We start from the raw sequence: 25059 nt of genomic DNA, 5'->3' as shown, positions 1-25059 counted from the left end.
ATTTCTGACACACCGCATCGCGTGGTCTCGCGACTGCTTCACAGCCGAACGCAGCCGAACGCAGCCTTCGGCAGCTGCTACAAGGTTGTGCTCCTCCATAGCTGGCGCGGAAGCTGCATCCCATGGCCATTCGCCGGTTTTCCGTCACCGGCCTCTGGAGGGTAGGATGCGTAGCCTGGTTTTGCTGCTGGCCGTTTTGGCGCTTGGTGGCTGCATGAATGTCAGCGATATGGCTGAAGGGACTCGCTACCACATGAGCGACGCTGGGCTGCTGGATCACAGCGACAGTCGCCGCGTGAACAACCTGCGCATCCAGCCGGATTCGTTCGTCTACATCGCCCAGGGTGCCTTCGTGCCGCCAGGCAGTGCAACCTATCCACGGCCGAACGTGATCGCTGAAGTCGCGTTCGATGGCTTTATCGAATACTTCCCGATGGTCCGCCGCGCGCGCATGCCCGAAGGTCTCGATGAGGCCATGGGTGAAGCTCGTGCAGCCGGGGCCCATTACCTGCTCTATACCCGTTTCGCCAAGTCTGACGACCGTATTGGCAACTCGGACGAATGGCTCGACCAGGAAGCCGTGGATCGCCTCGGGGTCGACACTGGCGTGATTCAGATCATGTTGATCGAGACCAGCACCCAGTATTTGATTGATACTGCGCGTATCAAGAGTCGTGGCGGTTTACTGACATTCCACGACACCAAGCCAGAAGACCTGATGGGCCCGCCGCTTGAGCAATACGCGCGCAGCCTGCTGGGGCTCAGCGACCAGTAGACCTAAGGAGAACGCCATGAGTGGCCCGGAAAAAGCCCACGACCTGTTGGGGCAAATCCCCAAAACCAAAGGCTTGCCGCCGGTCCATTTGTGGAATCCCGACTTTTGCGGCGATATCGACATGCGCATTGCCCGCGACGGCACCTGGTATTACCTGGGCACGCCGATCGGGCGCAAACCGATGGTCAAGCTGTTCTCCACCATCATTCGCCGCGACGGCGATGATTATTTCCTGATCACCCCGGTCGAGAAAGTCGGCATCAAGGTCGACGATGCACCGTTTGTGGCGATTGCCGTGGACGTGGAAGGCGAGGGTGAAGCCCAGGTCTTGCGTTTCACGACCAACGTCGATGAAAGCGCCGAGGCCGGCGCCGAACACCCGATTCGCGTGGTGATCGATCCGGTGACGCAAGAGCCCGCGCCTTACGTTCATGTACGCACCAACCTTGAAGCACTCATCCATCGCAACGTGTTCTACCAACTGGTGGAGCTGGCCGTGACCCGTGAAATCGACGGGCAGCGCTGGCTAGGCGTGTGGAGCCGTAGCGAGTTCTTCCCTATCGGGCTTGAGCCCTGAAAAGATCGCAGCCTCCGGCAGCTCCTACAATGAAATGTGTACTCCTGTAGGAGCTGCCGAAAGCTGCGATCTTTTTTATCCACCAAAATTCAAATTGACACTCAATCGTATGATGATTAGCGTGGGCCTCCATAACGAATGCCGTTGAGGTGCTCATGTCCAGCAGTTTTCATGCGTCCACGGTCGATTGGCTGGGTTGCTGGATCGCCACCGGCCAGGTAAAGCCCGGCGAGACTCTCAAGGTTGAAGCCGACCTGGGTGAGCAACTGGGTGTCAGCCGTACCGTCATCCGTGAAGCCATCAAGACCCTGGTCGCCAAAGGCATGCTCGAAGTCGGGCCGAAAGTCGGCACGCGCGTATTGCCGGTGCGTCGCTGGAACCTTTTCGATCCGCAAGTTGTGGGCTGGCTATCGCGCAGCGGCTTGCCGGAGAACTTCGTCGACGACCTGCTCGACCTGCGTCGCACCATCGAACCGATGGCCGTGCGCTGGGCATGCGAGCGCGCTACCGTCGAACAGGTTCAAGCCATCCTCCAGGCTTACAACGCCCTGGAAAGGGCAGTGGACAGCGGCGTCGATTACAACCGCGCCGACCAGTTCTTCCACGAGTGCATCCTTGCGGCCAGCCACAACCAATTCATCGAACAAATGGTGCCGGCGCTTGGCGCGTTGTTGGCGGTGTCTTTCGAGGTGTCCGCCGCCGACCCCGATGAGTTGCGCCGCACGTTACCGATTCACAAAGACATGGCCGACGCCATCGCCGCCCGGGATGCCGCGCGGGGTGTGTGGGCCTGCATGACCCTGATCGATAACGCTGACCTGGCGATCAAGCGTTTCTACCCGCAAGTCATGGCAGACAGGTGTAGGAGCGAGCTTGCTCGCGAAGGGGTGTCAGTCGACACCAATGTTGCTGACACACCATCGCGAGCAAGCTCGCTCCTACACCATTAAAAACAAGAATAATGCAGGAGGTTTCATGACGTGGAATGCAGTTACCGAACACCGTGCGCGGCTCGGCGAAGGCCCGTTCTGGGATGTGCCGACTCAAGCACTGTACTGGGTCGATATCGCCGGCAAGCAAGCGCTGCGATTGATCGGCGCCAACGTGCAAATCTGGGAAATGCCGGAACACATATCCGCGTTCATTCCCTGCGAAAGCGGCGATGCCCTGGTCACACTCAGCAGTGGGGTCTATCGGTTGGACCTCGATTCCCCGGGGCTTGAGCCGCGACTGACACTGTTCTGCGTCGCCGACCCGCAACCTGGCAATCGCGCCAATGAAGCGCGCTGTGATGCACAGGGCCGGCTCTGGCTCGGCACGATGCAAAACAATATTGGCGAACAGGGCGAAGACCTGCCCATCGAGCGGCGTTCGGGCGGGCTGTTCCGCATTGATCGCGATGCCCGCGTCACACCGTTGCTCCGAGGGTTGGGGATTCCCAACACCTTGCTGTGGAGCGATGACGCTACCACCGTGTATTTCGGCGACAGTCTCGACAGCACGCTGCATCAGTTTTTCATTCGCGCCGACGGCAACCTCGACCCGGCGCAGGTCTGGTTTGGACCCCATCGGCGCGGCGGCCCCGATGGTTCGGCGATGGATGCCGAGGGGTATGCCTGGAACGCCCGTTGGGATGGCAGTTGTCTGCTGCGACTGACACCGGACGGGCAGGTCGACCGAGTGATCGAACTGCCGGTGAGTCGCCCGACCAGTTGCGTGTTTGGCGGTGCAGACCTGAAAACGCTCTACATCACCAGCGCCGCGAGCCCGCTCAATCATCCACTGGACGGCGCGGTGTTATCGATTCAGGTCGATGTCGCCGGTAAACGTTGCACACGTTTTGCTGGTTAGATCCCAAAATATGGGATGTAAAATTATATATTGAGATTATTCGGCGGTCGGGTTTATAGTCGGCGCCATCAGTTACACGCACTCACACTTAAAAAAACAAAACAGGTGAAGTGATGCAGCGATTTTCCACACAGTTTTTTCACCGGACATCGACAGATGCCCGGTTTTTGTCGTGCCTGAAAAGGGGAGTTTTGATCCATGGCTGAACCTCTCTCCCTGCCACCGGTGCCTGAACCGCCCAAGGGTGAACGCCTGAAAAACAAGGTCGTGCTGTTGACCGGTGCCGCTCAGGGGATCGGCGAAGCCATCGTTGCGACGTTCGCGTCCCAGCAGGCGAAATTGCTCATCAGCGATATTCAGGGCGATAAAGTCGAAAAAGTCGCGGCCCACTGGCGCGACAAAGGCTTTGATGTTCAAGCGATCAAGGCAGACGTTTCCAACCAGCAGGACCTGCATGCGATGGCCAGGTTGGCCGTCGAACGTCATGGCCGGATCGACGTGCTGGTCAACTGCGCCGGCGTCAATGTGTTCCGCGATCCGCTGGAAATGACCGAAGAGGACTGGCGTCGTTGTTTCGCCATCGATCTGGACGGCGCCTGGTTCGGCTGCAAAGCAGTGCTGCCACAGATGATCGAGCAGGGCATCGGCAGCATCATCAACATCGCCTCGACCCATTCGACCCACATCATCCCGGGCTGCTTCCCGTACCCGGTGGCAAAGCACGGCTTGCTCGGTTTGACCCGTGCCTTGGGCATCGAGTACGCACCCAAGGGCATCCGTGTGAACGCGATTGCGCCGGGCTACATCGAAACCCAACTCAACGTCGATTACTGGAACGGCTTTGCCGATCCGCATGCCGAGCGTCAACGGGCATTCGATCTGCATCCGCCGCGCCGGATCGGTCAGCCCATCGAAGTGGCAATGACCGCCGTATTCCTGGCCAGCGATGAAGCACCGTTCATCAATGCCTCGTGCATCACCATCGATGGTGGTCGCTCGGTGATGTACCACGACTGAGCACATTAAGTTTCAGGCGCGGAACTCCGTCTGAAATCCAATCATCATACGATATGACTATTGGCTACAACCTCTACACCGGCTTTCAAAATAACGCTCAAAAAAAATAACAAGGAGTCAGCTTATGAATCGTCGTCGTGGGATCCGTTCCCTGTGCTGTGCCGCTTTGGCGGTTACCGCGGTCAGCCTCAGCAGCACGTTGCTGGCGGCCGAGGAAGTGAAGATCGGTTTTCTGGTCAAGCAAGCAGAAGAGCCCTGGTTCCAGACCGAATGGGCATTCGCGGAAAAGGCTGGTAAAGACAAAGGCTTCACCGTCATCAAGATTGCCGTGCCTGACGGTGAGAAAACCCTCTCCGCCATCGACAGCCTTGCCGCCAACGGCGCCAAGGGCTTCGTGATCTGCCCGCCGGACGTGTCCCTTGGCCCGGCCATCATGGCCAAGGCCAAGGCCAACGGCATGAAAGTGATTGCCGTCGATGACCGTTTTGTCGACGCCAGCGGCAAGTTCATGGAAGACGTGCCTTACCTCGGCATGGCGGCGTTCGAAGTCGGCCAGAAACAGGGCAACGCCATGGCTGCTGAAGCGAAAAACCGCAAATGGGACTGGAAAGACACCTACGCGGTGATCAACACGTTCAATGAGCTCGACACCGGCAAGAAACGTACTGACGGTTCCATTGATGCCCTGAAAAAGGCTGGCATGCCGGCCGACCATATTCTGACCTCGGCCCTGAAAACCCTCGACGTACCGGGCAGCATGGACGCCACCAACTCGGCGCTGGTGAAACTGCCCGGCGCGGCGAAAAACCTGATCATCGGCGGCATGAACGACAACACCGTGCTGGGCGGTGTACGCGCCACCGAGAGCGCCGGGTTTGCCGCGGCCAACGTGATCGGTATCGGCATCAACGGCACCGACGCCATCGGCGAACTGAAAAAGCCTAACAGCGGCTTCTTCGGCTCGATGCTGCCAAGCCCGCACATCGAGGGCTACAACACCGCGAACATGATGTTCGAGTGGGTCACCACCGGCAAAGAACCCCCAAAATACACCGCGATGGACGACGTGACCCTGATCACTCGCGAGAACTTCAAGCAGGAACTGGAAAAGATCGGCCTCTGGAATTGAGGGCCGGTTGATTTCATCGGCGGCCCTGGCGACGGGGCTGCCTGATCTGTGTGATGAGGTGGGTTTATGCAAGCGCAAGTACAGACACAACAAGACAGCGTCGGCGGCAGCTTGCGCTTCAACGGGATCGGCAAAACCTTTCCCGGGGTGAAAGCGCTGGATGGCATCAGTTTCATTGCCCATCCCGGGCAGGTTCACGCCTTGATGGGCGAGAACGGTGCCGGCAAATCGACGCTGTTGAAAATCCTCGGCGGTGCTTACACGCCGAGCAGCGGCGACCTGCAAATCGGCGAGCGGACGATGGTCTTCAAATCCACCGCCGACAGTATTGGCAGCGGCGTTGCAGTGATCCATCAAGAGCTGCACCTGGTCCCGGAGATGACCGTGGCAGAAAACCTGTTCCTCGGTCATCTGCCCGCCAGTTTCGGCCTGATCAATCGCGGTGCCTTGCGCCAACAGGCGCTGGCCTGTCTCAAGGGACTGGCCGATGAAATCGATCCGCAACAGAAAGTAGGGCGCTTGTCCCTCGGTCAACGGCAACTGGTGGAAATCGCCAAGGCGTTGTCCCGAGGCGCGCATGTGATTGCGTTCGACGAGCCGACCAGTAGCCTCTCGGCGCGGGAGATCGATCGCTTGATGACGATCATCGGTCGCCTGCGCGATGAAGGCAAAGTGGTGCTGTACGTCTCCCATCGCATGGAAGAAGTGTTCCGCATCTGCAACGCGGTGACGGTGTTCAAGGACGGCCGCTTCGTACGCACTTTCGAGGACATGAGCGAACTGACCCACGACCAGTTGGTGACCTGCATGGTCGGTCGCGACATTCAGGATATCTACGATTATCGTCCGCGCAAGCGTGGCGCAGTGGCGCTCAAAGTTGACGGTCTGCTCGGTCCCGGGTTGCGCGAGCCGGTGAGTTTCGAGGTGCACAAAGGTGAAATCCTGGGGCTGTTCGGTCTGGTCGGCGCGGGTCGTACGGAGCTGTTCCGCATGCTCAGCGGTCTTGAACGCAACACATCCGGACGCCTGGAATTGCGCGGTCATGAACTGAAACTGCGCTCGCCCCGGGATGCGATCGCGGCGGGGATTCTGCTCTGCCCCGAGGACCGCAAGAAGGAGGGCATCATGCCGCTCTCCAGTGTCGCCGAGAACATCAACATCAGCGCCCGCGGCGCCCATTCCACGTTCGGTTGCCTGTTGCGCAGCCTGTGGGAGAAGGGCAACGCCGACAAGCAGATCAAGGCGCTGAAAGTGAAAACACCCAACGCGTCGCAGAAGATCATGTACCTGTCCGGCGGCAATCAGCAGAAGGCCATCCTCGGTCGCTGGCTGTCGATGCCGATGAAAGTCCTGTTGCTCGACGAGCCGACCCGTGGCATCGACATCGGAGCCAAAGCCGAGATCTATCAAATCATTCACACCCTGGCCGAAAGTGGCATCGCGGTGATCGTGGTCTCCAGTGACTTGATGGAAGTGATGGGTATTTCCGACCGCATCCTGGTGCTCTGTGAAGGCGCGATGCGCGGCGAACTGTCCCGCGACGAGGCCAATGAATCCAACCTGCTGCAACTGGCTTTGCCGCGCCAACGCGCTGACGGCGTGGCGAACTGAGAGGTGACTATGACAATCCAAAACAACGCTTTGCCGACTGCGCGCAAACCCCTGGACCTGCGGCGCTTTCTCGATGACTGGGTGATGCTGCTGGCGGCCGTCGGGATCTTCGTGCTCTGCACGCTGCTGATCGACAACTTCCTTTCGCCGCTGAACATGCGCGGCCTGGGCCTGGCAATTTCCACCACCGGGATCGCCGCGTGCACCATGTTGTACTGCTTGGCGTCCGGGCATTTCGACTTGTCGGTGGGCTCGGTGATTGCCTGCGCCGGCGTGGTCGCGGCGGTGGTGATGCGTGACACCGACAGCGTATTTCTCGGTGTGGTGGCCGCGCTGTTCATGGGGCTGATTGTCGGACTGATCAACGGGATCGTGATCGCCAAGCTGCGGGTCAATGCGTTGATTACCACGCTGGCGACCATGCAGATCGTTCGTGGGCTGGCTTACATTTTTGCCAATGGCAAAGCGGTGGGCGTATCACAGGAGTCGTTCTTCGTTTTCGGTAACGGGCAGTTGTTTGGTGTGCCGGTGCCGATTTTGATCACCATCGTGTGCTTCCTGTTCTTCGGCTGGCTGCTGAACTACACCACCTACGGTCGCAACACCATGGCGATTGGCGGTAATCAGGAGGCGGCGTTGCTGGCCGGGGTCAACGTTGACCGGACCAAGATCATCATCTTTGCCGTGCACGGCGTGATCGGGGCGTTGGCCGGGGTGATTCTGGCATCGCGCATGACCTCGGGTCAGCCGATGATCGGCCAGGGTTTCGAGCTGACGGTGATTTCGGCGTGTGTGTTGGGCGGGGTATCGTTGAGCGGCGGGATTGGCATGATTCGGCATGTGATTGCCGGGGTGTTGATTCTGGCGATTATCGAGAATGCGATGAACCTGAAGAATATCGATACGTTTTATCAGTATGTGATTCGGGGTTCGATCTTGCTGCTGGCCGTTGTGATCGACCGACTCAAGCAACGCTGAGATTTGTGTTGTCTGGGCTGACGTCTTCGCGGGCAAGCCACGTTCCCACAGGGTTTCGCGTAACCCTGTGGGAGCGGGCTTGCTCGCGAAAGCGGTGGGTCTGACACATTGATGTTGGATGTGCCTGCGCCTTCGCGAGCAAGCCCGCTCCCACAGGGATTTGTTTAATCCCGCTCCTTCTGTCATCTCCCTTAAATATTCCTTGCCTGCCGCAGCCCGTTTCGGTTATCAATTTGTACATGATTAGACAGGTACGATTTGACAAGAAACAACGGGTGGTCGACGAGCTCATCCGGCGTATCGAGAGCGGCCTCATGGAGGACGGCTTTCTGTTGCCGGGCGAGCATCAGTTGGCTCAGGAATTCAAAGTCAGCCGCGGTACGCTGCGTGAAGCCCTGGCCGAGCTGAAACGGCGCAACTACATTGCGACCCAAAGCGGTGTCGGTTCCATCGTCACGTTCGACGGTGTGGTGCTGGATCAGCGCAGCGGCTGGGCGCAGGCACTGGCCGACAGCGGGGCGATGATCAACACCGAAGTGCTGCGGCTGGAGGCGGTTACGCGTCCCGACCTGCTGCCGCGTTTCGGCACCGTCCAGTTCATCACCCTGGACCGGCGCCGCCGTTCCAACGACGGCACGCTGGTTTCCCTCGAACGCTCATTGATGCCCGCTACCGGAGGCCTGGAAAGCTTGCCGCGCGTGGGCCTTATCGACAATTCCCTGACCATCACCCTGGCCGCCTACGGCTACATCGGCGAGCGCGGCGATCAATGGATCGGCGCCGAACCCTTGAGCGCCGAAGATGCCGAACTGCTCGGTCGACCGGTCGGCACCGTATTTCTCAAAGCCTTGCGCACCACCTATGACCGGCAAAACCGGTTCATGGAGCAAGTCGAAAGCTTGCTCGATCCGGTACATTTTCGCCTGCACCTGCCATTTGGAAACCCACAATGACCGCGCTCAATCGTGCCTTGGGTGCGTTTTACGGACTGGCCCTGGGTGACGCGCTGGGCATGCCGACTCAATCCCTGAGTCGCGCTGAAATCAAGGCGCGTTTCGGTGAAATCACCGATCTGCAAGACGCTGGCCCGGAGCAGCCGATCGCCGCCAACATGCCCAAGGGCTCGATCACCGACGACACTGAACAGGCGATCCTGGTCGGTCAGTTGTTGATCGATGGCCAGGGCCGGATCGACCCGGCCGTGCTGGCCCAGCGGTTGATCGAATGGGAGGCCGAGATGCGGGCCAAGGGCTCGCAGGATTTGCTGGGTCCGTCGACCAAACGGGCGATCGAGATGATCCTCGCCGGCCATTCGGCGGAAGAAGCGGGGCGCTATGGCACCACCAACGGCGCGGCGATGCGCATTACGCCCGTCGGTATTTCGGCGGATGTCAGCGACCCGCAACGTTTCATCAACGCCGTGGTGCAGGCTTGTCAGGTGACCCACAACACTACGTTAGGTATTTCCAGCGCGGCGGCGGTGGCGGCGGTGATCTCGGCCGGGATCAATGGCATGGATTTGGGCGAGGCCCTGAACCTCGGCCAGCAAATCGCTCTGCAAGCTGAAAGCCGCGGTCATTGGGTCGCGGGTGGACGCATCGCCTCGCGCATCAGCTGGGCACGAAGCATCAGCGTCGACAGCGACAACGCGTTGCTGGCGGATCTGCTGTATGACGTGATCGGCACGTCGGTGGCTTCACAGGAATCGGTGGTGGTCTCGTTTGCCTTGGCGCAACAAGTCGCCATCGGGGAAATGAACGCGTTCGACGCGGTGTGCATGGCCGCGAGCCTGGGCGGTGACACCGACACCATCGCGGCGATTCTCGGCGCCATGCTCGGGGCCTGCCTGGGGCTGGAGAGTTGGCCGGTGGCGATGATCGACAAGGTCAAAACAGTCAATGGGCTGGAGCTGGAACCCCTCGTGAAAGGACTCCTCACCCTCCGCTGAGGCGCACACCTGTAGGAGCTGCCGAAGGCTGCGATCTTTTGATCTTGATCTTCGGCAATCTCAAGGCTGCCAAAGAGCGAAAGATCAAAAGATCGCAGCCTTCGGCAGCTCCTGCGAGGGGGCGCCAAGTGTCCGTTTTGCCCACAACCATAACAAAGGCAACAGGAGCATTTTTCATGAGTTCATCCAACGCCGGGCCAAGCGCCGGGCAACTTGAAACCCGCGGCATCGAACCGGTGCCGGAAGCCGAGTGCAACGGGCATCCGCTGCAACTGTTCTGGGTCTGGTTCGCCGCCAACATCTCCATCCTCGGCCTGCCACTGGGCGCCACGTTGGTCGCGTTTCGCGGCTTGGCCATCTGGCAAGCGATCATCGTCGCAATCCTTGGCGCTGCCGGTTCTTTCGCCGTGGTCGGGATCATCTCCATCGCCGGTCGTCGTGGCCGGGCACCGAGCCTGACCCTGTCGCGAGCTATCTTCGGCGTACGCGGCAACATCGGCCCGACCCTGGTTTCGCTGATGTCGCGCCTGGGCTGGGAAACCGTCAACACCACCACCGCCGCGTTCGTGTTGCTGTCGCTGTGCTCGATCCTGTTCGGCTCTCCGGTGGAAGCCAAAAGCGCGCCGGTCCTGACCCTGGTTTTCATCGCGATATTCGTGTTGCTGACGTTGTCGGTGTCCGGCCTTGGTCATGCGACGTTGCTGGTGATCCAGAAGTGGGCGACTTACGTGTTCGGCGCGCTGAACATTCTGGTCGGTGGTTTCCTCTGCGCCACCATCGACTGGAGCGCCGTGTTCAACGCCACTCCGGCCCCGCTTAGCGCAATGATCATCGGCGTCGGCACCATGGCCGCCGGCACCGGGATCGGATGGGCCAACGCCGGTGCCGACATGTCGCGCTATCAGCACCGCAGCGTCAAAGCCGTGCGCCTGGTGGCATCAGCGGCGTTCGGCGCGGGGATTCCGCTGGTATTGCTGATCACCCTCGGCGGCCTGCTGTCGGTGGGCAACAATGACCTGGCCTCGGCCACTGACCCGATCATTGCGATCCGCGACATGCTGCCGACCTGGATGGCCGTGCCTTACCTGATCACTGCGTTCGGCGGGCTGCTGCTTTCAAACAACCTGTCGGTGTACTCCGCTGGCTTGACCACGCTGACGCTCGGCCTGAAGGTCAAGCGCGTCTATGCGGTGGTGGTCGATATCGTCGCCATTTTCGCCGGCTCGATCTACTTCATGCTGATCGCCGACAGTTTCTACGGCCCGTTCATTACCTTCATTTCATTGTTGGCGGTGCCTATCACGGCCTGGGTCGGGATCTTCGTCATCGACCTGATTCACCGTCATTACTACAGCCCGAAAGACCTGTTAGACGTCAGCCCGAGCAGTGCCTACTGGTATCGCGGCGGTGTCGAGTGGCGTGCGTTCGGCGCATGGGCGGTGGCGATTGTGTTGGGTTTCAGCTTCACCACCATCGGCACAACCGAACAGACCGTCTGGTTCCGCGGCTTCCTGTCCGACTCGTGGCTGGGGCATAACGGCCTGGGCTGGATCGTGACGTTCCTGGTCGCCGGTGGACTCTATTGTGTACTCGGTGGGGCCAAGGATCGCCGCGCTGCACGGGTTGAGAATGCTCATGCCTAAGTTGCTGCATACCGGCCAGGTCATTATCGACCTGGTCATGGCCGTGGATAAATTGCCCCAGGCGGGCGGCGACGTGCTGGCGCAATCCGCCAGTTTCGAAGCCGGCGGCGGCTTCAACGTGATGGCCGCCGCTGCGCGCAATGGGTTGCCGGTGGTGTACCTCGGCCGTCATGGCACCGGTCGTTTTGGCGACCTGGCTCGGGATGCGATGAAGGCTGAAGGCATTCGCCTCGGCATCGCGCACAGCGCTGAACGGGATACCGGATTGTGCGTCGCGGTGACGGATGCGTCGGCCGAGCGCAGTTTCATTTCCTATATCGGTGCCGAAGGTGAAGTGACCGCCGAGGATTTGGCCAGCGTGCCGGCCGAGGCGGGCGATTACGTCTACGTCAGCGGCTACAGCTTGTTGCAGGTCGGCAAGGCTCAGGCGCTGGTGAATTGGGTGTTGGGCTTGCCGGCAGGAATCAACGTGGTGTTCGATCCGGGACCGCTGGTGGAATCGCCGGACGCGCCGTTGATGCAGGCCCTGTTGCCGCGCATTGATCTGTGGACCAGCAACAGCGTCGAGGCGCTGCGGTTTAGCGGGGCGTCGGACATTGCCCAGGCGCTGGATCGCTTGATGGATCATCTGCCGGACGATGCGTTGATGGTCGTTCGCGATGGGCCGCAAGGGTGCTGGATCAGTCAGCATGGTAACCGGGAGCATGTACCGGGTTTCAAGGTCGAGGCCGTGGACAGTAATGGCGCTGGTGATGCGCATGCCGGGGTGTTTGTGGCCGGATTGGCGCGAGGGTTGCCAGCGGTTGACGCGGCACGGCGGGCGAATGCGGCCGCGGCGTTGGCAGTGACTCGGTGGGGGCCGGCGACTTCTCCGGGGACAGCTGAAGTAGATGCGTTAATCAACGAGACTTTTGGCGGCTGATCTGACCCCTTCGCGGGCTTACCCGCGAAGAGGCCCTCCCATTCAACACAAATCGATACCCTAACCAGCCCGGGATTTCCTGCTTCTTGTAGGAGTTGGCGAGGCCTGCGATCTTTTGATCTTCACGTGTTCAAAGGCAAAAGATCGCAGCCTGCGGCAGCTCCTACAGTGTTAGATATCCAGCTTACGCGCCGCCTCAACCCCCGCCGCGCTTAGTTTTATCGGCAGTTGCAACGCGTGTTCGCCAGCCTCGTTACAGGTCACATGACCGTGCTGAATCAAACCGCGATCCTGCAGCGTGGCGAGGGTGCTGGCCACGACTTTCTCCCCCCGGTAATTGTCCAGGACCTCTTTGCCCAACCCGCCAGGGTGAGCGTGCAGCAGGCGGGTCAGGACTTCTTTCTCAAGGTTTTTATCGACGTTCATGGTTACCTCTTCATGGATGTGGACAGGTCTTGCCTCTCGCATCGGCGAATTATTGGCTGGCACCGCCTTCGGAGCCCGAACCACCGGTGGTGGTTTTCGAGCCGATGCCGGGGCCGGCGTTATCAGGTGTCTGGGTGTCCGGCGTGTTCATTCCGCCTTGTCGGCCCGTGTCGTTGCCCTGGAGACGAGGATCAGTGCCGGTGGCCGGCGGCAGGTTGTTGTCGATGCTCTCGCCATTGGTGTTGATGCCCGGTGCACTCTGGATGGCGGGCGACTTGGGCGCTTCGACCGGGTTGGTCGGGCCAGTGCCAGAAGCGGCGATCGCGGCAGAGGACAACAGGGCAGTGAGAGCGAGGGAAGTCAGCCTGGACGTGATCATGGTGGCGTCTCCATTAATTAGAGTCCTTACCTGATGTTGGTCCGCCCCTGATTTGGATTGGTGCCTGATGAACGACGAACGGTCTAGGCCTGTTGCAGGGTTTTAGTCGTCACTACCCGGCGCCAGATCAGGCGGCCCACCGTGATCAGCCAGTTCAGCAGCGCGACGGCGAGCACTGTTAATAGAAGTGTCGTCATCCCGTGTTCAACAATGATTTTCCCCGCCAGCAACGGAAAGCCGAACACGCCGATGAAGTAGGACAAACTGAACAGCAGCAACGATTGCGAGGTGGTGCCGTTCGGCGCTTCATTCGCCGCCAAACCGTTGATCACGGAATACGTCAGGCCGTAACCGACGCCGAGCATCATCGCTGCCAGCACATAGCTGAAGCTGTTGTCGACCACGAAACCGAACAGCACGATCGAGCCCATCATCAGTCCCGACAGCAGGCAAGACGCCCAAAACGGATCGCGTTTGACCACGAAACCGGCGATCAACATTCGGCCACTGATCGCCGCGCCCATGAAGCCGAAAAAGAACAGCGAGTAATCCAGCGAACGAGACGCCGCGTAACTGGTTTGAAAACTCGACAAGCCGCCAAATACACAGCCGCCAAGGCCGACCATCATGATGGGAAACACCGCACGCGACGACAGCACTTGAGCGCCAGTGCGCCAGGAAATGCGAGCGGCCACGGCGGCGGGAGAGGGCGTTTTGTTCAACTGCGAACCCAGCCGCCAAAACAGCAACACGCCGATCAGGCTGGCCAGTGCGGCGAGGTAAAACGCTGCCGTGACGGGATAGCCGAGCGCGCTGGCGGCGCGGCCCAGCAAAGGCCCGCTGCCGATCCCGGTCATCATGCTGCCCGACAGCAGCGCAAAGTATTTCGCGCGTTGGGCGGGCGTTACCAGGCTCGCGACGATGATCGGCCCCAAGGTATAAAACACGCCCCAACCCAGCCCCAGCAGCAGCCCGAAAAACAGCAACAGATTGCCCAAGCCTGGCGTCAGCGCAAAGCCCAGACAGGCGGCCACCAGCAGCACGCCGAACAGTGCTATCGAGCGCGCCGCGCCGAGCAAATCGGACAAGTGCCCGGAGACAATCACCGCTGCAAACGTACTGAGCATCGCCGCCGAAATCACGCTGCCGGCATCGTGCTCGTTGCCACCCCGGGAGCTGATCAACAACGACAACAAAAACGTCGAGCCGTAGGACAGCGACAACAAATAACTGGCGAGGCAGAACAGGCCGAACAACCTGCCTGAAATCTGAGGTGTTGCGATAGACATGACGCGGTTCCTTGACCCGATAAATCAGCTGTTGATCTATTTACCATGCAAGGCGCCAATATTAAGTCCGAGGTTATCGATTCCAGGATTACCGCCGGGCGGAGTAATGAACATCACCCTGTAGCAGCTGGCGAAGCCTGCGTTCGGCTGCGCAGCAGTCGTAAAACCTGAATGCGCGGTTTTCCTGAAACAGCGCACCGTCTGATTTCATGACTGCTTCGCAGCCGAACGCAGGCTTCGCCAGCTGCTACACAGTCTCGATAAATTCCCATGTGACGAGCGCCTCGTGCCGACTTAGTATGGCGTTTTCCACTTTTGACGAAGGCACGTCCATGACGATCGAGATCCGCCCGGCGACCCCCAGCGATGCACCGCAAATCCTCGGGTTCATCACTGAACTGGCCGACTATGAACGTGCCCGCCACGAAGTCATCGCCAGCGTCGCCGACATTGAACGCAGCCTGTTCAGCGAAGGCGCCACCGCTCACGGCCTGATCTGCCTGCGCGACGGTTTGCCCATCGGCTTCGCGGTGTTTTTCTTCAGCTATTCCACCTGGCTCGGCAGCAATTGCCTGTACCTCGAAGACCTCTACATCACCCCCGAACAACGCGGCGGGGGAGCCGGCAAAACCTTGTTGCGCCACCTCGCCAAAATCGCCTGCGCCAATGACTGCGGACGGTTTGAATGGAGCGTGCTGGACTGGAACAAACCGGCGATTGATTTCTATAAGTCGTTGGGCGCGCAGCCGCAGGAAGAATGGGTGAGGTATCGGATGGATGGGGCGGTGTTGCGGGATTTTGCTGCGGGTCATTGAATCGTTAAAAGATCGCAGCCTTCGGCAGCTCCTACAGGGTGCACACCATCCCCCTGTAGGAGCTGCCGAAGGCTGCGATCTTTTTTTAAGTAAATCCCAAAATATGGGAGTGATATTTATATATTGAGATTTGCCAGCCTCCGGGTTTATAGTCCAGCGCACTCACTGCCAATAAACAGAACAGGTGAAGCGATGCTGGCGCAATTGATCGCGCTCGATTGGGGGACAACCTCATTACGTGCTTACAAACTGGCCGCAGGTGGCCATGTGCTCGAACAGCGTTCGCTGTCGTGCGGCATCATGCAGCTGCCGAAAACGCCGCGAGTGATTGCCGGTCACGAATGCATCGACGGTTTTGAACTGGCGTTTGATGAGGCCTGCGGCGACTGGCTCGACGCCCAGCCCGATTTACCCGTGATTGCCTGTGGCATGGTCGGCAGCGCTCAAGGCTGGCGCGAAGCGGCTTACCGCGATACCCCGGCGAACGTCGCCAACCTCGGAACTTGCCTACAAACCGTTCGCAGTATTCGCGGGGTCGATGTGCACATAGTGCCCGGCGTGATTCAGCGTTCGCGCCTGCCGAATGTGATGCGAGGCGAAGAAACCCAAGTGCTGGGTGTGTTGCAAAACCTGCCGAGTGGCACGGGCAACGATCTATTGATCGGCTTGCCGGGCAGTCATTCGAAATGGGTGGAAGTGGCCGACGGCTGCATCGTGCATTTCGATACGTTCATGACCGGCGAAGTCTTCGCCGTGCTCAGTGAGCACAGCATTCTCGGGCGCACCCAACAGCGCGGTGCGTCGTTTGATGGCGACGCGTTCGACCGTGGTGTGCAAGTGGCGCTTTCGGCGGACGGCGAAATCGGTCCGCTGTCGACGCTGTTCAGTGCCCGCAGCCTGGGGCTGACCGGCGAACTGAGTGCCACGGCTCAACCGGATTATCTGTCCGGCCTGCTGATCGGCCATGAACTGTCGGCGCTGGCCACGGTTCTGCGGCATCGGCGCCACAGTGTTCACCTGCCTTCGATCATCCTCATCGGTAATTCTCAACTCTGTGCCCGTTACAGGCGGGCCCTCGATGCCTGCGGCTTCACGCGCGTGACGCTGGCCGAACAAGCCACCGAACGCGGGTTATGGCAGCTGGCGGTCGCCGCCGGCCTGATCACCGCACACCCATCCCGTTAAACCTGACTGGAGGTCTGACATGCTCAAGCAAGCATTGGCGCAAAACGGTCTGATCGCGATTCTGCGTGGCCTGCGCCCGCAAGAAGCGGCGGCCATCGGTGAAGTTCTTTATGCCGCCGGATTTCGCGTCATCGAAGTGCCGCTCAATTCCCCCGAGCCGTACGAAAGTATCCGCATCCTGCGCAGTACCTTGCCCGCTGATTGCCTGATCGGTGCGGGAACGGTGTTGACGCCGGAACAGGTCGAGCAGGTGAAGGCGGCGGGTGGCCAGGTGATCGTCATGCCCCACAGCGATCCCAAGGTGTTGCGCGCAGCGAAAGCGGCGGGGTTGTTCCTGTCGCCGGGGGTGGCGACGCCGACCGAGGCGTTTGCCGCGCTGGCCGAAGGCGCGGATGTGCTGAAGATGTTCCCGGCCGAGCAAATGGGCCCTGCCGTCGTCAAAGCCTGGCTTGCGGTATTGCCTGCGGGAACGATTCTGGCACCGGTCGGCGGGATCACGCCGGACAACATGCAGGTGTTTATCGACGCGGGCGTCAAAGGCTTCGGCCTCGGTTCCGGGTTGTTCAAACCCGGCATGACAGCGCAAGAAGTGGCCGTGAACGCCAAGGCGTATGTCGCTGCATGGAACGCTCTGCGTTAAGACTTTCTGGCGCCGAGCGCGCTGCATCTAATAAAAGAGACAATGAGATGAAAATCACCAAACTGACCACCTTCATCGTTCCCCCACGCTGGTGCTTCCTCAAGGTAGAAACCGACGAGGGCGTCACCGGTTGGGGTGAGCCCGTGGTCGAGGGCCGCGCCCACACCGTGGCGGCTGCCGTTGAAGAATTGTCCGACTACCTGATCGGCAAGGACCCACGCAATATCGAAGACATCTGGACCGTGCTTTATCGCGGCGGCTTCTACCGTGGCGGCGCGATCCACATGAGCGCGCTGGCCGGTATCGACCAGGCGCTGTGGGACATCAAGGGCAAGGCCTTGGGCGTGTCGGTCAGCGATTTGCTCGGTGGCCAGGTGCGCGACAAGATTCGGGTGTATTCGTGGATCGGCGGCGATCGGCCGGCGGACACTGCTCGCGCGGCGAAAGAAGCGGTATCGCGTGGTTTCACTGCGGTGAAAATGAACGGCACCGAAGAGCTGCAATTTCTCGATTCTTTCGAGAAAGTCGACCTGGCCCTGGCTAACGTGGCCGCGGTGCGTGACGCGGTTGGCCCGAACGTCGGCATCGGCGTCGACTTCCATGGCCGGGTGCACAAGCCCATGGCCAAGGTGCTGATGAAAGAACTCGATCCGTACAAACTGATGTTCATCGAAGAACCGGTGCTCAGCGAAAACTACGAAGCGCTGAAAGAACTGGCACCGCTGACCAGCACGCCGATTGCCCTCGGCGAGCGCCTATTCTCCCGTTGGGATTTCAAGCGCGTGCTCAGCGAAGGTTATGTCGACATCATCCAGCCGGATGCGTCCCACGCCGGCGGCATCACCGAGACCCGCAAGATCGCCAACATGGCCGAAGCCTATGACGTGGCGCTGGCGCTGCATTGTCCGCTCGGGCCGATTGCACTGGCGGCGTGCCTGCAATTGGATGCTGTCTGCTACAACGCGTTCATCCAGGAGCAGAGCCTGGGCATTCACTACAACGAGAGCAACGACCTGCTGGATTACGTGAAAGATCCGCGGGTGTTCGATTACGACAAAGGCTTCGTGAAAATCCCCAATGGCCCAGGCCTGGGCATCGAGATCAACGAGGAATACGTCATCGAACGTGCGGCCGTCGGCCACCGCTGGCGCAACCCGATCTGGCGCCATGCCGATGGCAGTTTTGCCGAGTGGTGAGTTCTTTCTGACCCACCACTACCCCCTGTGGGAGCGGGCTTGCTCGCGAAGGCGGCATCACATTCAACATTGATGTCGACGGACACACCGCTTTCGCGAGCAAGCCCGCTCCCACAGTGGGGATGTGCACGCCTTTAAATCGACCTCAATAAACATAAGAAGAGGTACTCCCCATGCAACCGCAAACCCTCGCAGGGCAGGCGTCGTTGGTGACGCCCAGTCGCAAGCGTTTTTTCATCATGGTCCTGCTGTTCATCACCGTGGTGATCAACTACCTGGACCGCAGTAACCTCTCCATCGCGGCCCCGGCGCTGACCAGCGAACTGGGGATTGATCCCATCCATGTCGGGCTGATCTTCTCGGCATTTGGCTGGACCTACGCCGCCATGCAGATCCCCGGCGGCTGGCTGGTGGATCGGGTTCCGCCGCGCATCCTCTACAGCGTCGCGTTGCTGCTGTGGTCGGTGGCCACGGTGATGCTCGGGTTCGCCGCCAGTTTCATCGCGTTGTTCGTGCTGCGCATGGCAGTGGGGGCACTTGAAGCGCCGGCGTATCCGATCAACAGCCGCGTGGTAACGACCTGGTTTCCCGAGCGCGAGCGCGCCACCGCCATTGGTTTCTACACCTCCGGGCAGTTTGTCGGGTTGGCGTTCCTGACGCCGGTACTCGCCTGGTTGCAGCATGAGTTTGGCTGGCACATGGTGTTCGTCAGCACCGGTGCAGTGGGCATTCTCTGGGCGGTGATCTGGTACGCCGTGTATCGCGAGCCACGGGATTTCAAAGGCGCCAACGAGGCGGAAATCGACCTGATTCGTGAAGGTGGCGGGTTGGTGGATATCCAGGCCGAACAAGCCAAGGCCAAGGCGAAATTCAGCTGGACCGACCTCGGCATCGTCCTGAGCCAACGCAAGTTGTGGGGCATCTACCTCGGTCAGTTCTGCCTCAACTCGACACTGTGGTTTTTCCTGACGTGGTTTCCGACTTACCTGGTGAAATATCGCGGCATGGACTTCATCAAGTCCGGTCTGTTGGCGTCGCTGCCCTTTCTCGCGGCCTTCGTCGGCGTACTCTGTTCCGGGTTCTTCTCTGACGTGCTGATTCGTCGCGGCTACACAGTGGGTTTCGCCCGCAAGCTGCCAATCATTGGCGGCCTGCTGATTTCCACTTCAATCATCGGCGCCAACTTCGTTGAATCGACGCCGCTGGTGATAGCCTTCCTCGCCTTGGCGTTCTTCGGCAACGGGTTGGCTTCGATCACCTGGTCGCTGGTTTCAACCTTGGCGCCGGCACGTTTGTTGGGGCTGACCGGCGGAGTGTTCAACTTCATTGGCAACCTGTCGGCGATTACGACGCCGATCGTCATCGGTTTCCTCGCGACCGGTGATTCGTTTGCCCCGGCGATTACCTACATCTCGGTTCTTGCGTTGATTGGTGCGCTTTCCTACATCTTGCTGGTCGGCAAAGTCGAGCGTATCAAGTTGTAGTCGCTGCCATCGGGCGACCATAATGCCGCCCGTTCACTCGCTCAACGGTAAAGGCTGGATATGCAGGAAGACGCCCCAAAAATCGCCAAGGACGCCGCGCCGACCGGCACCCAGACACTGCTTCGTGGCTTGGGTGTGGTTCAGGCCGTGGCCAGTGGCGCCCGCGATCTCAAGGAGATTGCACGGCTGATCGGCACGACGCGCAGCACCACTCATCGTCTGGCCAGCTGCCTGGTGGACGAGCGTTACCTGCGCGTGGTGCCGCAAGTCGGTTATCTGTTGGGGCCCAAGCTCATAGAGTTGGGTTTCCAGGCGCGTGAAGAACTGCCGCTGGTGACCCTGGCCGGGCCGTATCTGGATGAGTTGTCGGCGTTGACCGGTGACACCATTCACCTGGCGATTCGCGAAGGTGACGAGGTGCTGTACCTGCACAAGAATCCGGGGCGCAATGGCCCGGAAATGCGTTCGCGGGTCGGCCATCGCATGCCATTGGCTCGCACCGGTATCGGCAAGGCGCTGATGCTGGATGACACGCAGGAAGAATGGCAACGGCTGTACGAAGTCAGCTTGCCGGCGGGTGGGAAAAATCTGTTTTGGCCACAGCACCCGGAGCAATCCTGGGAGCAGTTTCAGCAGCGCATGGTCGAGTACGTCGCGGGCGGTTACGCCTTTGATCTGGAAGACAACGAGCCGTCGATCCGCTGTGTAGCGGCGCCGATCCGTGATGCCAGCAAGCGCATCGTCGCCGGCATCAGCATCGCCAGCACCGTGCCCTACATGCCGCTGGAAAAAATGGCCGAGCTGATTCCCCTGATCAAAGGGGTCACGGCCCGGCTCTCGGCGGAACTTGGCGCTAAGGCCTGATCAGACTTTCAGCGTCGCCATGTCGATCACGAAGCGGTACTTCACATCACCGGCAATCATGCGGGCGTAAGCCTCGTTGATCTGACGGATGTCGAGCATTTCGATGTCGCAGGTGATGTTGTGCTCGGCGCAGAAATCCAGCACTTCCTGGGTTTCAGCGATGCCGCCGATCAGCGAGCCGGCCAACACACGACGGCTCATCACCAGTTTGCCGGCATGCACCGGTGGATCGACCGGTTCGATCAGGCCCACCAGTATGTGCACGCCGTCGAAACGCAGGGTGTCGAGGTAGGGATTGAGGTCGTGCTGCACTGGAATGGTGTCCAGCAGGAAGTCGAAATGTCCGGCAGCTGCCTTCATTTGTTCGGCATCGGTGGACACGATCACGTGGTCCGCGCCCTGGCGACGACCTTCTTCAGCCTTGCTCGCCGAGCGGGTGAACAGCGTCACTTCCGCGCCCATGGCCTTGGCGAACTTGATGCCCATGTGGCCGAGGCCGCCCATGCCGAGAATCCCGACCTTGTCGCCCGCTTTCACGCCGTAGTGCTTGAGCGGCGAGTAGGTGGTGATGCCGGCGCAGAGAATCGGCGCGGCGCTGGCCAGGTCGAGTTTTTCCGGGATGCGCACCACGAAGTGCTCGCTGACCACGATGCTGTCGGAGTAGCCGCCCATGGTGTTGCTGCCATCAACCCGGTCCGGGGTTGCGTAAGTCATGGTCGGACCTTCGAGGCAGTATTGTTCAAGGTTGGACTGGCAGGCTTCGCAACTGCGGCACGAATCGACCATACAGCCGACGCCGACCAGATCGCCGACTTTATGTTGGGTGACGTTCGCACCGACGGCGGTAACTTTGCCTACGATCTCGTGGCCGGGCATCAGTGGGTAAACGGCAATGCCCCACTCGTTGCGTGCCTGATGGATGTCGGAATGGCAGACGCCACAGTAGAGAATATCGATCGCAACATCGTCGGCCCGCAGGCTGCGGCGTTCGAATTTCACGGGGGCGAGGGGAGTGGTGGCCGACTGGGCGGCGTATCCGATGGCGGTGTACATGAGGAACCTCGCAAAAGCAGTGACAGGTGAGGTGGGGCATTCTGGGCGCGATACCTGTCAGCGGCCATGGCGATTCCTCCGGGTGTTATGCCTAATCCTCCGGGATCAAACGTTGAACGATCGCATTAGCGATCAGACCTGCGATGATGTTTTCATCCCTTTTTCCGCGACTTTTTTTGTGAAGGTCTCTCATGTTGTTGACCCGTCATCTTGACGCCAATGCCACGCTGGTTTCGTTGATTGAGCCTCTGACCACTCGCGATGGTTTCGCGCCCACCGCCTTGCCGGGGGTGCAGGTTTTGCGCGCCAGTTGCGATGTCGCCCGTGGCCCGCAGATCTACGAGCCAAGCCTGGTGATCATCGCCCAAGGCAGCAAATTGGCGTATCTGGGCCCGCGTGCGCTGGAATACGGCGCCGGGCATTATTTGATTCAGGCACTGCCTGTGCCTTTTGAGTGCGAAACGTTTTCGGCACCGGATGGGCCGATGCTCGGGGTTTCCATCGCCATCGATCGGGCGCTGCTGGGTGAGTTGGTGTTAGCCATGGGGCGGGTGCCGGGGCGCACTATCGCTGCCCAGACGCCGGAGTCCATGACCTCGGCAGTGCTCGACGATGCCATGCGCGGTTGCGTGGAACGGTTGCTGCGCTGCCTGCACGATCCGCTGGAATGCCAGATCATGGGTCAGGCGCGTTTGCGTGAATTGCTGTTCGTCGCCTTGCGCGGGCCGCAAGCCGATGTGCTGCGGGCGCTGGTGGAGCAACAGGGGCAATTCGCCCGGATTGCCGCCTCCCTCAACCATTTGCATGGGCATTTCACCGAACCGTTGAACGTCGAGACACTGGCCAGTTGCGCGAACATGAGTGCGTCGACCTTTCACGAGCATTTCAAGCGCAGCACCTTGTTGTCCCCGGTGCAGTACTTGAAGCGCTTGCGCTTGCTCAAGGCGCAGACGTTGCTGGTAGCCGAAGGGTTGGGCGTGGCGCAAGTGGCGCATCGAGTGGGGTATCAGAGCACGTCGCAGTTCAGTCGGGAGTACAAGCGCTACTTCGAGCGTAATCCTGGCGACGAACGCGCTGCCTGATTCACCGATGACCCCTTGTAGGAGCGAGCTTGCTCGCGATGGAGTGTCATTCAGCGTGATTTCGTCTGACACACCATCGCGAGCAAGCTTGCTCCTACAGGGATCTTTGTCGGGGTATAAATCGCAGGCAACAAAAAGGCCCCCATTTCGGGAGCCTCGATGTTCAGGCAGTTGACTTACATGTTCGGGTAAGTCGGGCCGCCAGCACCTTCCGGTGCCACCCACGTGATGTTCTGTGCAGGGTCCTTGATGTCGCAGGTCTTGCAGTGAACGCAGTTCTGGGCGTTGATCTGGAAGCGTTTTTCGCCGTCTTCCTTGGTCACCACTTCGTACACGCCGGCCGGGCAGTAACGCTGGGCAGGCTCATCGTACAGTGGCAGGTTCTTGCTGATCGGGATGCTCGGGTCGGTCAGCTTCAGGTGGCACGGCTGTTCTTCTTCGTGGTTGGTACCGGAGATGAATACCGAGCTGAGTTTGTCGAAGCTGATCTTGCCGTCTGGTTTCGGGTAGTCGATCTTCTTGCAGTCGGCCGCGAGTTTCAGGCAAGCGTAGTCCGGCTTGGTGTCGTGCAAGGTGAACGGCAGTTTGCCGCCGAAGATGTTCTGGTCCAGCCAGTTGAAACCACCGCCGACGATAGCACCGAACTTGTGGATCGCCGGGCCGAAGTTACGGCTGGCGAACAGTTCGTCGTAAAGCCAGCTCTTCTTGAACGCATCGACGTAAGTGGTCAGCTCCTCGGTACCGTCTTTTTCAGCGAACAGCGCCTCGGCCACGGATTCAGCGGCGAGCATGCCGGACTTCATCGCGGTGTGGCTGCCTTTGATCTTGGCGAAGTTCAGGGTGCCGAGGTCGCAACCGATCAGCGCGCCGCCCTTGAAGACCATTTTCGGCAGCGAGTTCAGGCCACCCTTGCAGATGGCGCGAGCGCCGTAACTGATGCGCTTGCCGCCTTCCAGGTACTGCTTGAGCACCGGGTGGTGCTTGAGGCGCTGGAACTCGTCGAACGGCGACAGGTAGGTGTTGCTGTAGGACAGATCGACGATCAGGCCGACGACCACCTGGTTGTTTTCCAGGTGATAGAGGAACGAGCCACCGGTGTTCTCGGTGCCCATGATGTCCAGCGGCCAACCGGCGGTGTGCACCACCAGGCCTGGCTGATGCTTGGCAGGGTCGATTTCCCAGATTTCTTTCAGGCCGATGCCGTAGTGCTGGGCGTCGGCATCGCTGTCGAGGTTGAAGCGCTTGATCAGTTGCTTGCCGATGTGGCCACGGCAACCTTCGGCGAACAGCGTGTACTTGCCACGCAGTTCCATGCCTGGGGTGTACAGGCCTTCTTTCGGATGGCCTTCGCGGTCAACACCGAGGTCGCCGGTGATGATCCCGCGAACCACGCCGTTCTCGTCGAACAGCGCTTCCTGAGCGGCGAAGCCTGGGTAGATTTCTACGCCAAGGTTCTCGGCCTGCTGGGCCAGCCAGCGGCACAGGTTGCCCAGGGAGATGATGTAGTTGCCTTCGTTGTGCATGGTCTTGGGCACAAAGAGGTCAGGAATTTTCTGCGCGCTGTCAGCGTTCTTGAGGACGAAAATGTCATCGCGAGTGACCGGCGTGTTCAGCGGGGCGCCAAGTTCTTTCCAGTCCGGGAACAATTCGTTCAGGGCGCGTGGTTCGAACACGGCACCGGACAGGATGTGAGCACCGACCTCGGAGCCTTTTTCGACCACGCAGACGCTGATTTCCTTACCGGCTTCGGCGGCCTTCTGCTTCAATCGGCAGGCAGCGGAAAGACCAGCGGGGCCGGCACCGACGATGACCACGTCGAATTCCATGTATTCGCGTTCCACAGGTTATCTCCTACTCAAGGCTCAACAGTTTTTTTTCTAATTGGAGGTTTGGTGTCGCATCCATGAACCCCTGCACGAGCGGGGGAGAGGACAATCGATGAACCACCTTTCTCTCTGGGTGGCGCATTATATCTACACCACTCCCAGCGTCCAATACAAACGTTTGTTTGAATCGGCTCCAGGCCAGATAAATCAAAGTCACCCGGCTTATGAACGGCCATTTTGCCGTATTGACCAGAATAGGCGTTCCGGTCAAGATACGGTCGGTTTTGCGCTCGCCGTAGGCTGACTATAGGTTTCAAGAGCACCTCTAAAGACAGGGCGATGGCAGTACCGGATGATGCGTTGCGATCT

The 25059-nt window shown here is 59.9% G+C and carries 24 protein-coding genes; 19 read left to right on the top strand and 5 right to left on the bottom strand.

Going from position 1 to position 25059, the window contains the following annotated elements; genetic code table 11:
• The first annotated feature begins 166 nt into the window (after positions 1-166).
• The 12 genes from ACA052_RS21505 (at position 167) to ACA052_RS21450 (ending at position 12451) form a co-directional block, all read left to right on the top strand.
• Positions 167-775, top strand: a complete 609-nt coding sequence (locus tag ACA052_RS21505) for a DUF4823 domain-containing protein (protein WP_497646694.1) — start codon at positions 167-169, stop codon at positions 773-775.
• 16 nt (positions 776-791) lie between these two features.
• Positions 792-1352 carry a DUF1285 domain-containing protein gene (locus tag ACA052_RS21500; protein ID WP_497646693.1) on the top strand — a complete coding sequence of 187 codons (561 nt, stop codon included), beginning with the start codon at positions 792-794 and terminating at the stop codon, positions 1350-1352.
• Between the two features lie 155 nt (positions 1353-1507).
• The gene (locus ACA052_RS21495; RefSeq protein WP_497646692.1) at positions 1508-2302 is read left to right on the top strand and encodes a FadR/GntR family transcriptional regulator; all 795 of its coding nucleotides are present in this window, start codon (positions 1508-1510) and stop codon (positions 2300-2302) included.
• 25 nt (positions 2303-2327) lie between these two features.
• Positions 2328-3203 carry an SMP-30/gluconolactonase/LRE family protein gene (locus tag ACA052_RS21490; protein WP_497646691.1) on the top strand — a complete coding sequence of 292 codons (876 nt, stop codon included), beginning with the start codon at positions 2328-2330 and terminating at the stop codon, positions 3201-3203.
• Positions 3204-3401: 198 nt separating this feature from the next.
• On the top strand, positions 3402-4220 hold the full coding sequence (locus tag ACA052_RS21485) for an SDR family oxidoreductase (protein ID WP_497646690.1): 819 nt from the start codon (positions 3402-3404) through the stop codon (positions 4218-4220).
• Positions 4221-4344: 124 nt separating this feature from the next.
• On the top strand, positions 4345-5349 hold the full coding sequence (locus ACA052_RS21480) for a substrate-binding domain-containing protein (RefSeq protein ID WP_497646689.1): 1005 nt from the start codon (positions 4345-4347) through the stop codon (positions 5347-5349).
• A 66-nt stretch (positions 5350-5415) separates the two neighbouring features.
• Positions 5416-6960 (top strand): L-arabinose ABC transporter ATP-binding protein AraG, encoded by a 1545-nt coding sequence (araG, locus tag ACA052_RS21475; protein WP_497646688.1) that lies wholly within the window; start codon positions 5416-5418, stop codon positions 6958-6960.
• A gap of 9 nt (positions 6961-6969) precedes the next feature.
• Positions 6970-7938, top strand: coding sequence for an L-arabinose ABC transporter permease AraH (gene araH / locus ACA052_RS21470; RefSeq protein ID WP_497646687.1), 969 nt, complete (start codon positions 6970-6972; stop codon positions 7936-7938).
• 239 nt (positions 7939-8177) lie between these two features.
• Positions 8178-8891, top strand: coding sequence for a GntR family transcriptional regulator (locus ACA052_RS21465; RefSeq protein WP_497646686.1), 714 nt, complete (start codon positions 8178-8180; stop codon positions 8889-8891).
• Positions 8888-9886 (top strand): ADP-ribosylglycohydrolase family protein, encoded by a 999-nt coding sequence (locus ACA052_RS21460; RefSeq protein ID WP_497646685.1) that lies wholly within the window; start codon positions 8888-8890, stop codon positions 9884-9886. The genes ACA052_RS21465 and ACA052_RS21460 overlap by 4 nt, the downstream gene beginning before the upstream one ends.
• A gap of 176 nt (positions 9887-10062) precedes the next feature.
• Complete coding sequence (locus tag ACA052_RS21455) at positions 10063-11529, top strand: purine-cytosine permease family protein (RefSeq protein ID WP_497646684.1); 1467 nt, start codon at positions 10063-10065, stop codon at positions 11527-11529.
• Entirely contained in the window at positions 11522-12451 is a 930-nt protein-coding gene (locus ACA052_RS21450) for a PfkB family carbohydrate kinase (RefSeq protein ID WP_497646683.1), read from the top strand. The genes ACA052_RS21455 and ACA052_RS21450 overlap by 8 nt, the downstream gene beginning before the upstream one ends.
• A gap of 171 nt (positions 12452-12622) precedes the next feature.
• Here ACA052_RS21450 and ACA052_RS21445 read toward each other — a convergent pair whose 3' ends face one another.
• From ACA052_RS21445 to ACA052_RS21435, 3 genes are all read right to left on the bottom strand, one after another.
• A complete protein-coding gene (locus tag ACA052_RS21445) occupies positions 12623-12877 on the bottom strand; it encodes a hypothetical protein (RefSeq protein WP_497646682.1) in 255 nt (84 codons plus the stop codon).
• A gap of 49 nt (positions 12878-12926) precedes the next feature.
• Complete coding sequence (locus tag ACA052_RS21440; RefSeq protein ID WP_497646681.1) at positions 12927-13256, bottom strand: hypothetical protein; 330 nt, start codon at positions 13254-13256, stop codon at positions 12927-12929.
• Positions 13257-13339: 83 nt separating this feature from the next.
• Positions 13340-14545 carry an MFS transporter gene (locus ACA052_RS21435; protein WP_497646680.1) on the bottom strand — a complete coding sequence of 402 codons (1206 nt, stop codon included), beginning with the start codon at positions 14543-14545 and terminating at the stop codon, positions 13340-13342.
• Positions 14546-14877: 332 nt separating this feature from the next.
• Here ACA052_RS21435 and ACA052_RS21430 point away from each other — a divergent pair, with 332 nt between their 5' ends.
• The 6 genes from ACA052_RS21430 (at position 14878) to ACA052_RS21405 (ending at position 20729) form a co-directional block, all read left to right on the top strand.
• Positions 14878-15360, top strand: a complete 483-nt coding sequence (locus ACA052_RS21430; protein ID WP_497646679.1) for a GNAT family N-acetyltransferase — start codon at positions 14878-14880, stop codon at positions 15358-15360.
• Between the two features lie 192 nt (positions 15361-15552).
• A complete protein-coding gene (locus ACA052_RS21425) occupies positions 15553-16545 on the top strand; it encodes a 2-dehydro-3-deoxygalactonokinase (RefSeq protein ID WP_497646678.1) in 993 nt (330 codons plus the stop codon).
• Between the two features lie 19 nt (positions 16546-16564).
• Positions 16565-17185: a 2-dehydro-3-deoxy-6-phosphogalactonate aldolase gene (locus ACA052_RS21420; protein ID WP_084323000.1), complete on the top strand. Its 621-nt coding sequence runs from the start codon at positions 16565-16567 to the stop codon at positions 17183-17185.
• A 47-nt stretch (positions 17186-17232) separates the two neighbouring features.
• Positions 17233-18381 carry a galactonate dehydratase gene (dgoD, locus tag ACA052_RS21415; RefSeq protein WP_007903915.1) on the top strand — a complete coding sequence of 383 codons (1149 nt, stop codon included), beginning with the start codon at positions 17233-17235 and terminating at the stop codon, positions 18379-18381.
• Between the two features lie 173 nt (positions 18382-18554).
• Positions 18555-19865 carry an MFS transporter gene (locus ACA052_RS21410; RefSeq protein ID WP_497646677.1) on the top strand — a complete coding sequence of 437 codons (1311 nt, stop codon included), beginning with the start codon at positions 18555-18557 and terminating at the stop codon, positions 19863-19865.
• A gap of 60 nt (positions 19866-19925) precedes the next feature.
• Entirely contained in the window at positions 19926-20729 is an 804-nt protein-coding gene (locus ACA052_RS21405) for an IclR family transcriptional regulator (RefSeq protein WP_497646676.1), read from the top strand.
• On the opposite strand, the gene ACA052_RS21400 is transcribed toward ACA052_RS21405, so the two are convergent.
• Entirely contained in the window at positions 20730-21782 is a 1053-nt protein-coding gene (locus tag ACA052_RS21400) for an NAD(P)-dependent alcohol dehydrogenase (RefSeq protein ID WP_497646675.1), read from the bottom strand.
• Positions 21783-21973: 191 nt separating this feature from the next.
• Between ACA052_RS21400 and ACA052_RS21395 the strand changes: the two genes are divergently transcribed.
• Positions 21974-22864, top strand: coding sequence for an AraC family transcriptional regulator (locus ACA052_RS21395; RefSeq protein ID WP_497646674.1), 891 nt, complete (start codon positions 21974-21976; stop codon positions 22862-22864).
• Positions 22865-23040: 176 nt separating this feature from the next.
• On the opposite strand, the gene ACA052_RS21390 is transcribed toward ACA052_RS21395, so the two are convergent.
• Positions 23041-24705, bottom strand: a complete 1665-nt coding sequence (locus ACA052_RS21390; protein ID WP_497646673.1) for an electron transfer flavoprotein-ubiquinone oxidoreductase — start codon at positions 24703-24705, stop codon at positions 23041-23043.
• Positions 24706-25059: the final 354 nt, after the last annotated feature.

The sequence above is a fragment of the Pseudomonas sp. LBUM1644 genome, assembly GCF_059716195.1.
This window is presented reverse-complemented; position numbering and strand designations above follow the sequence as displayed.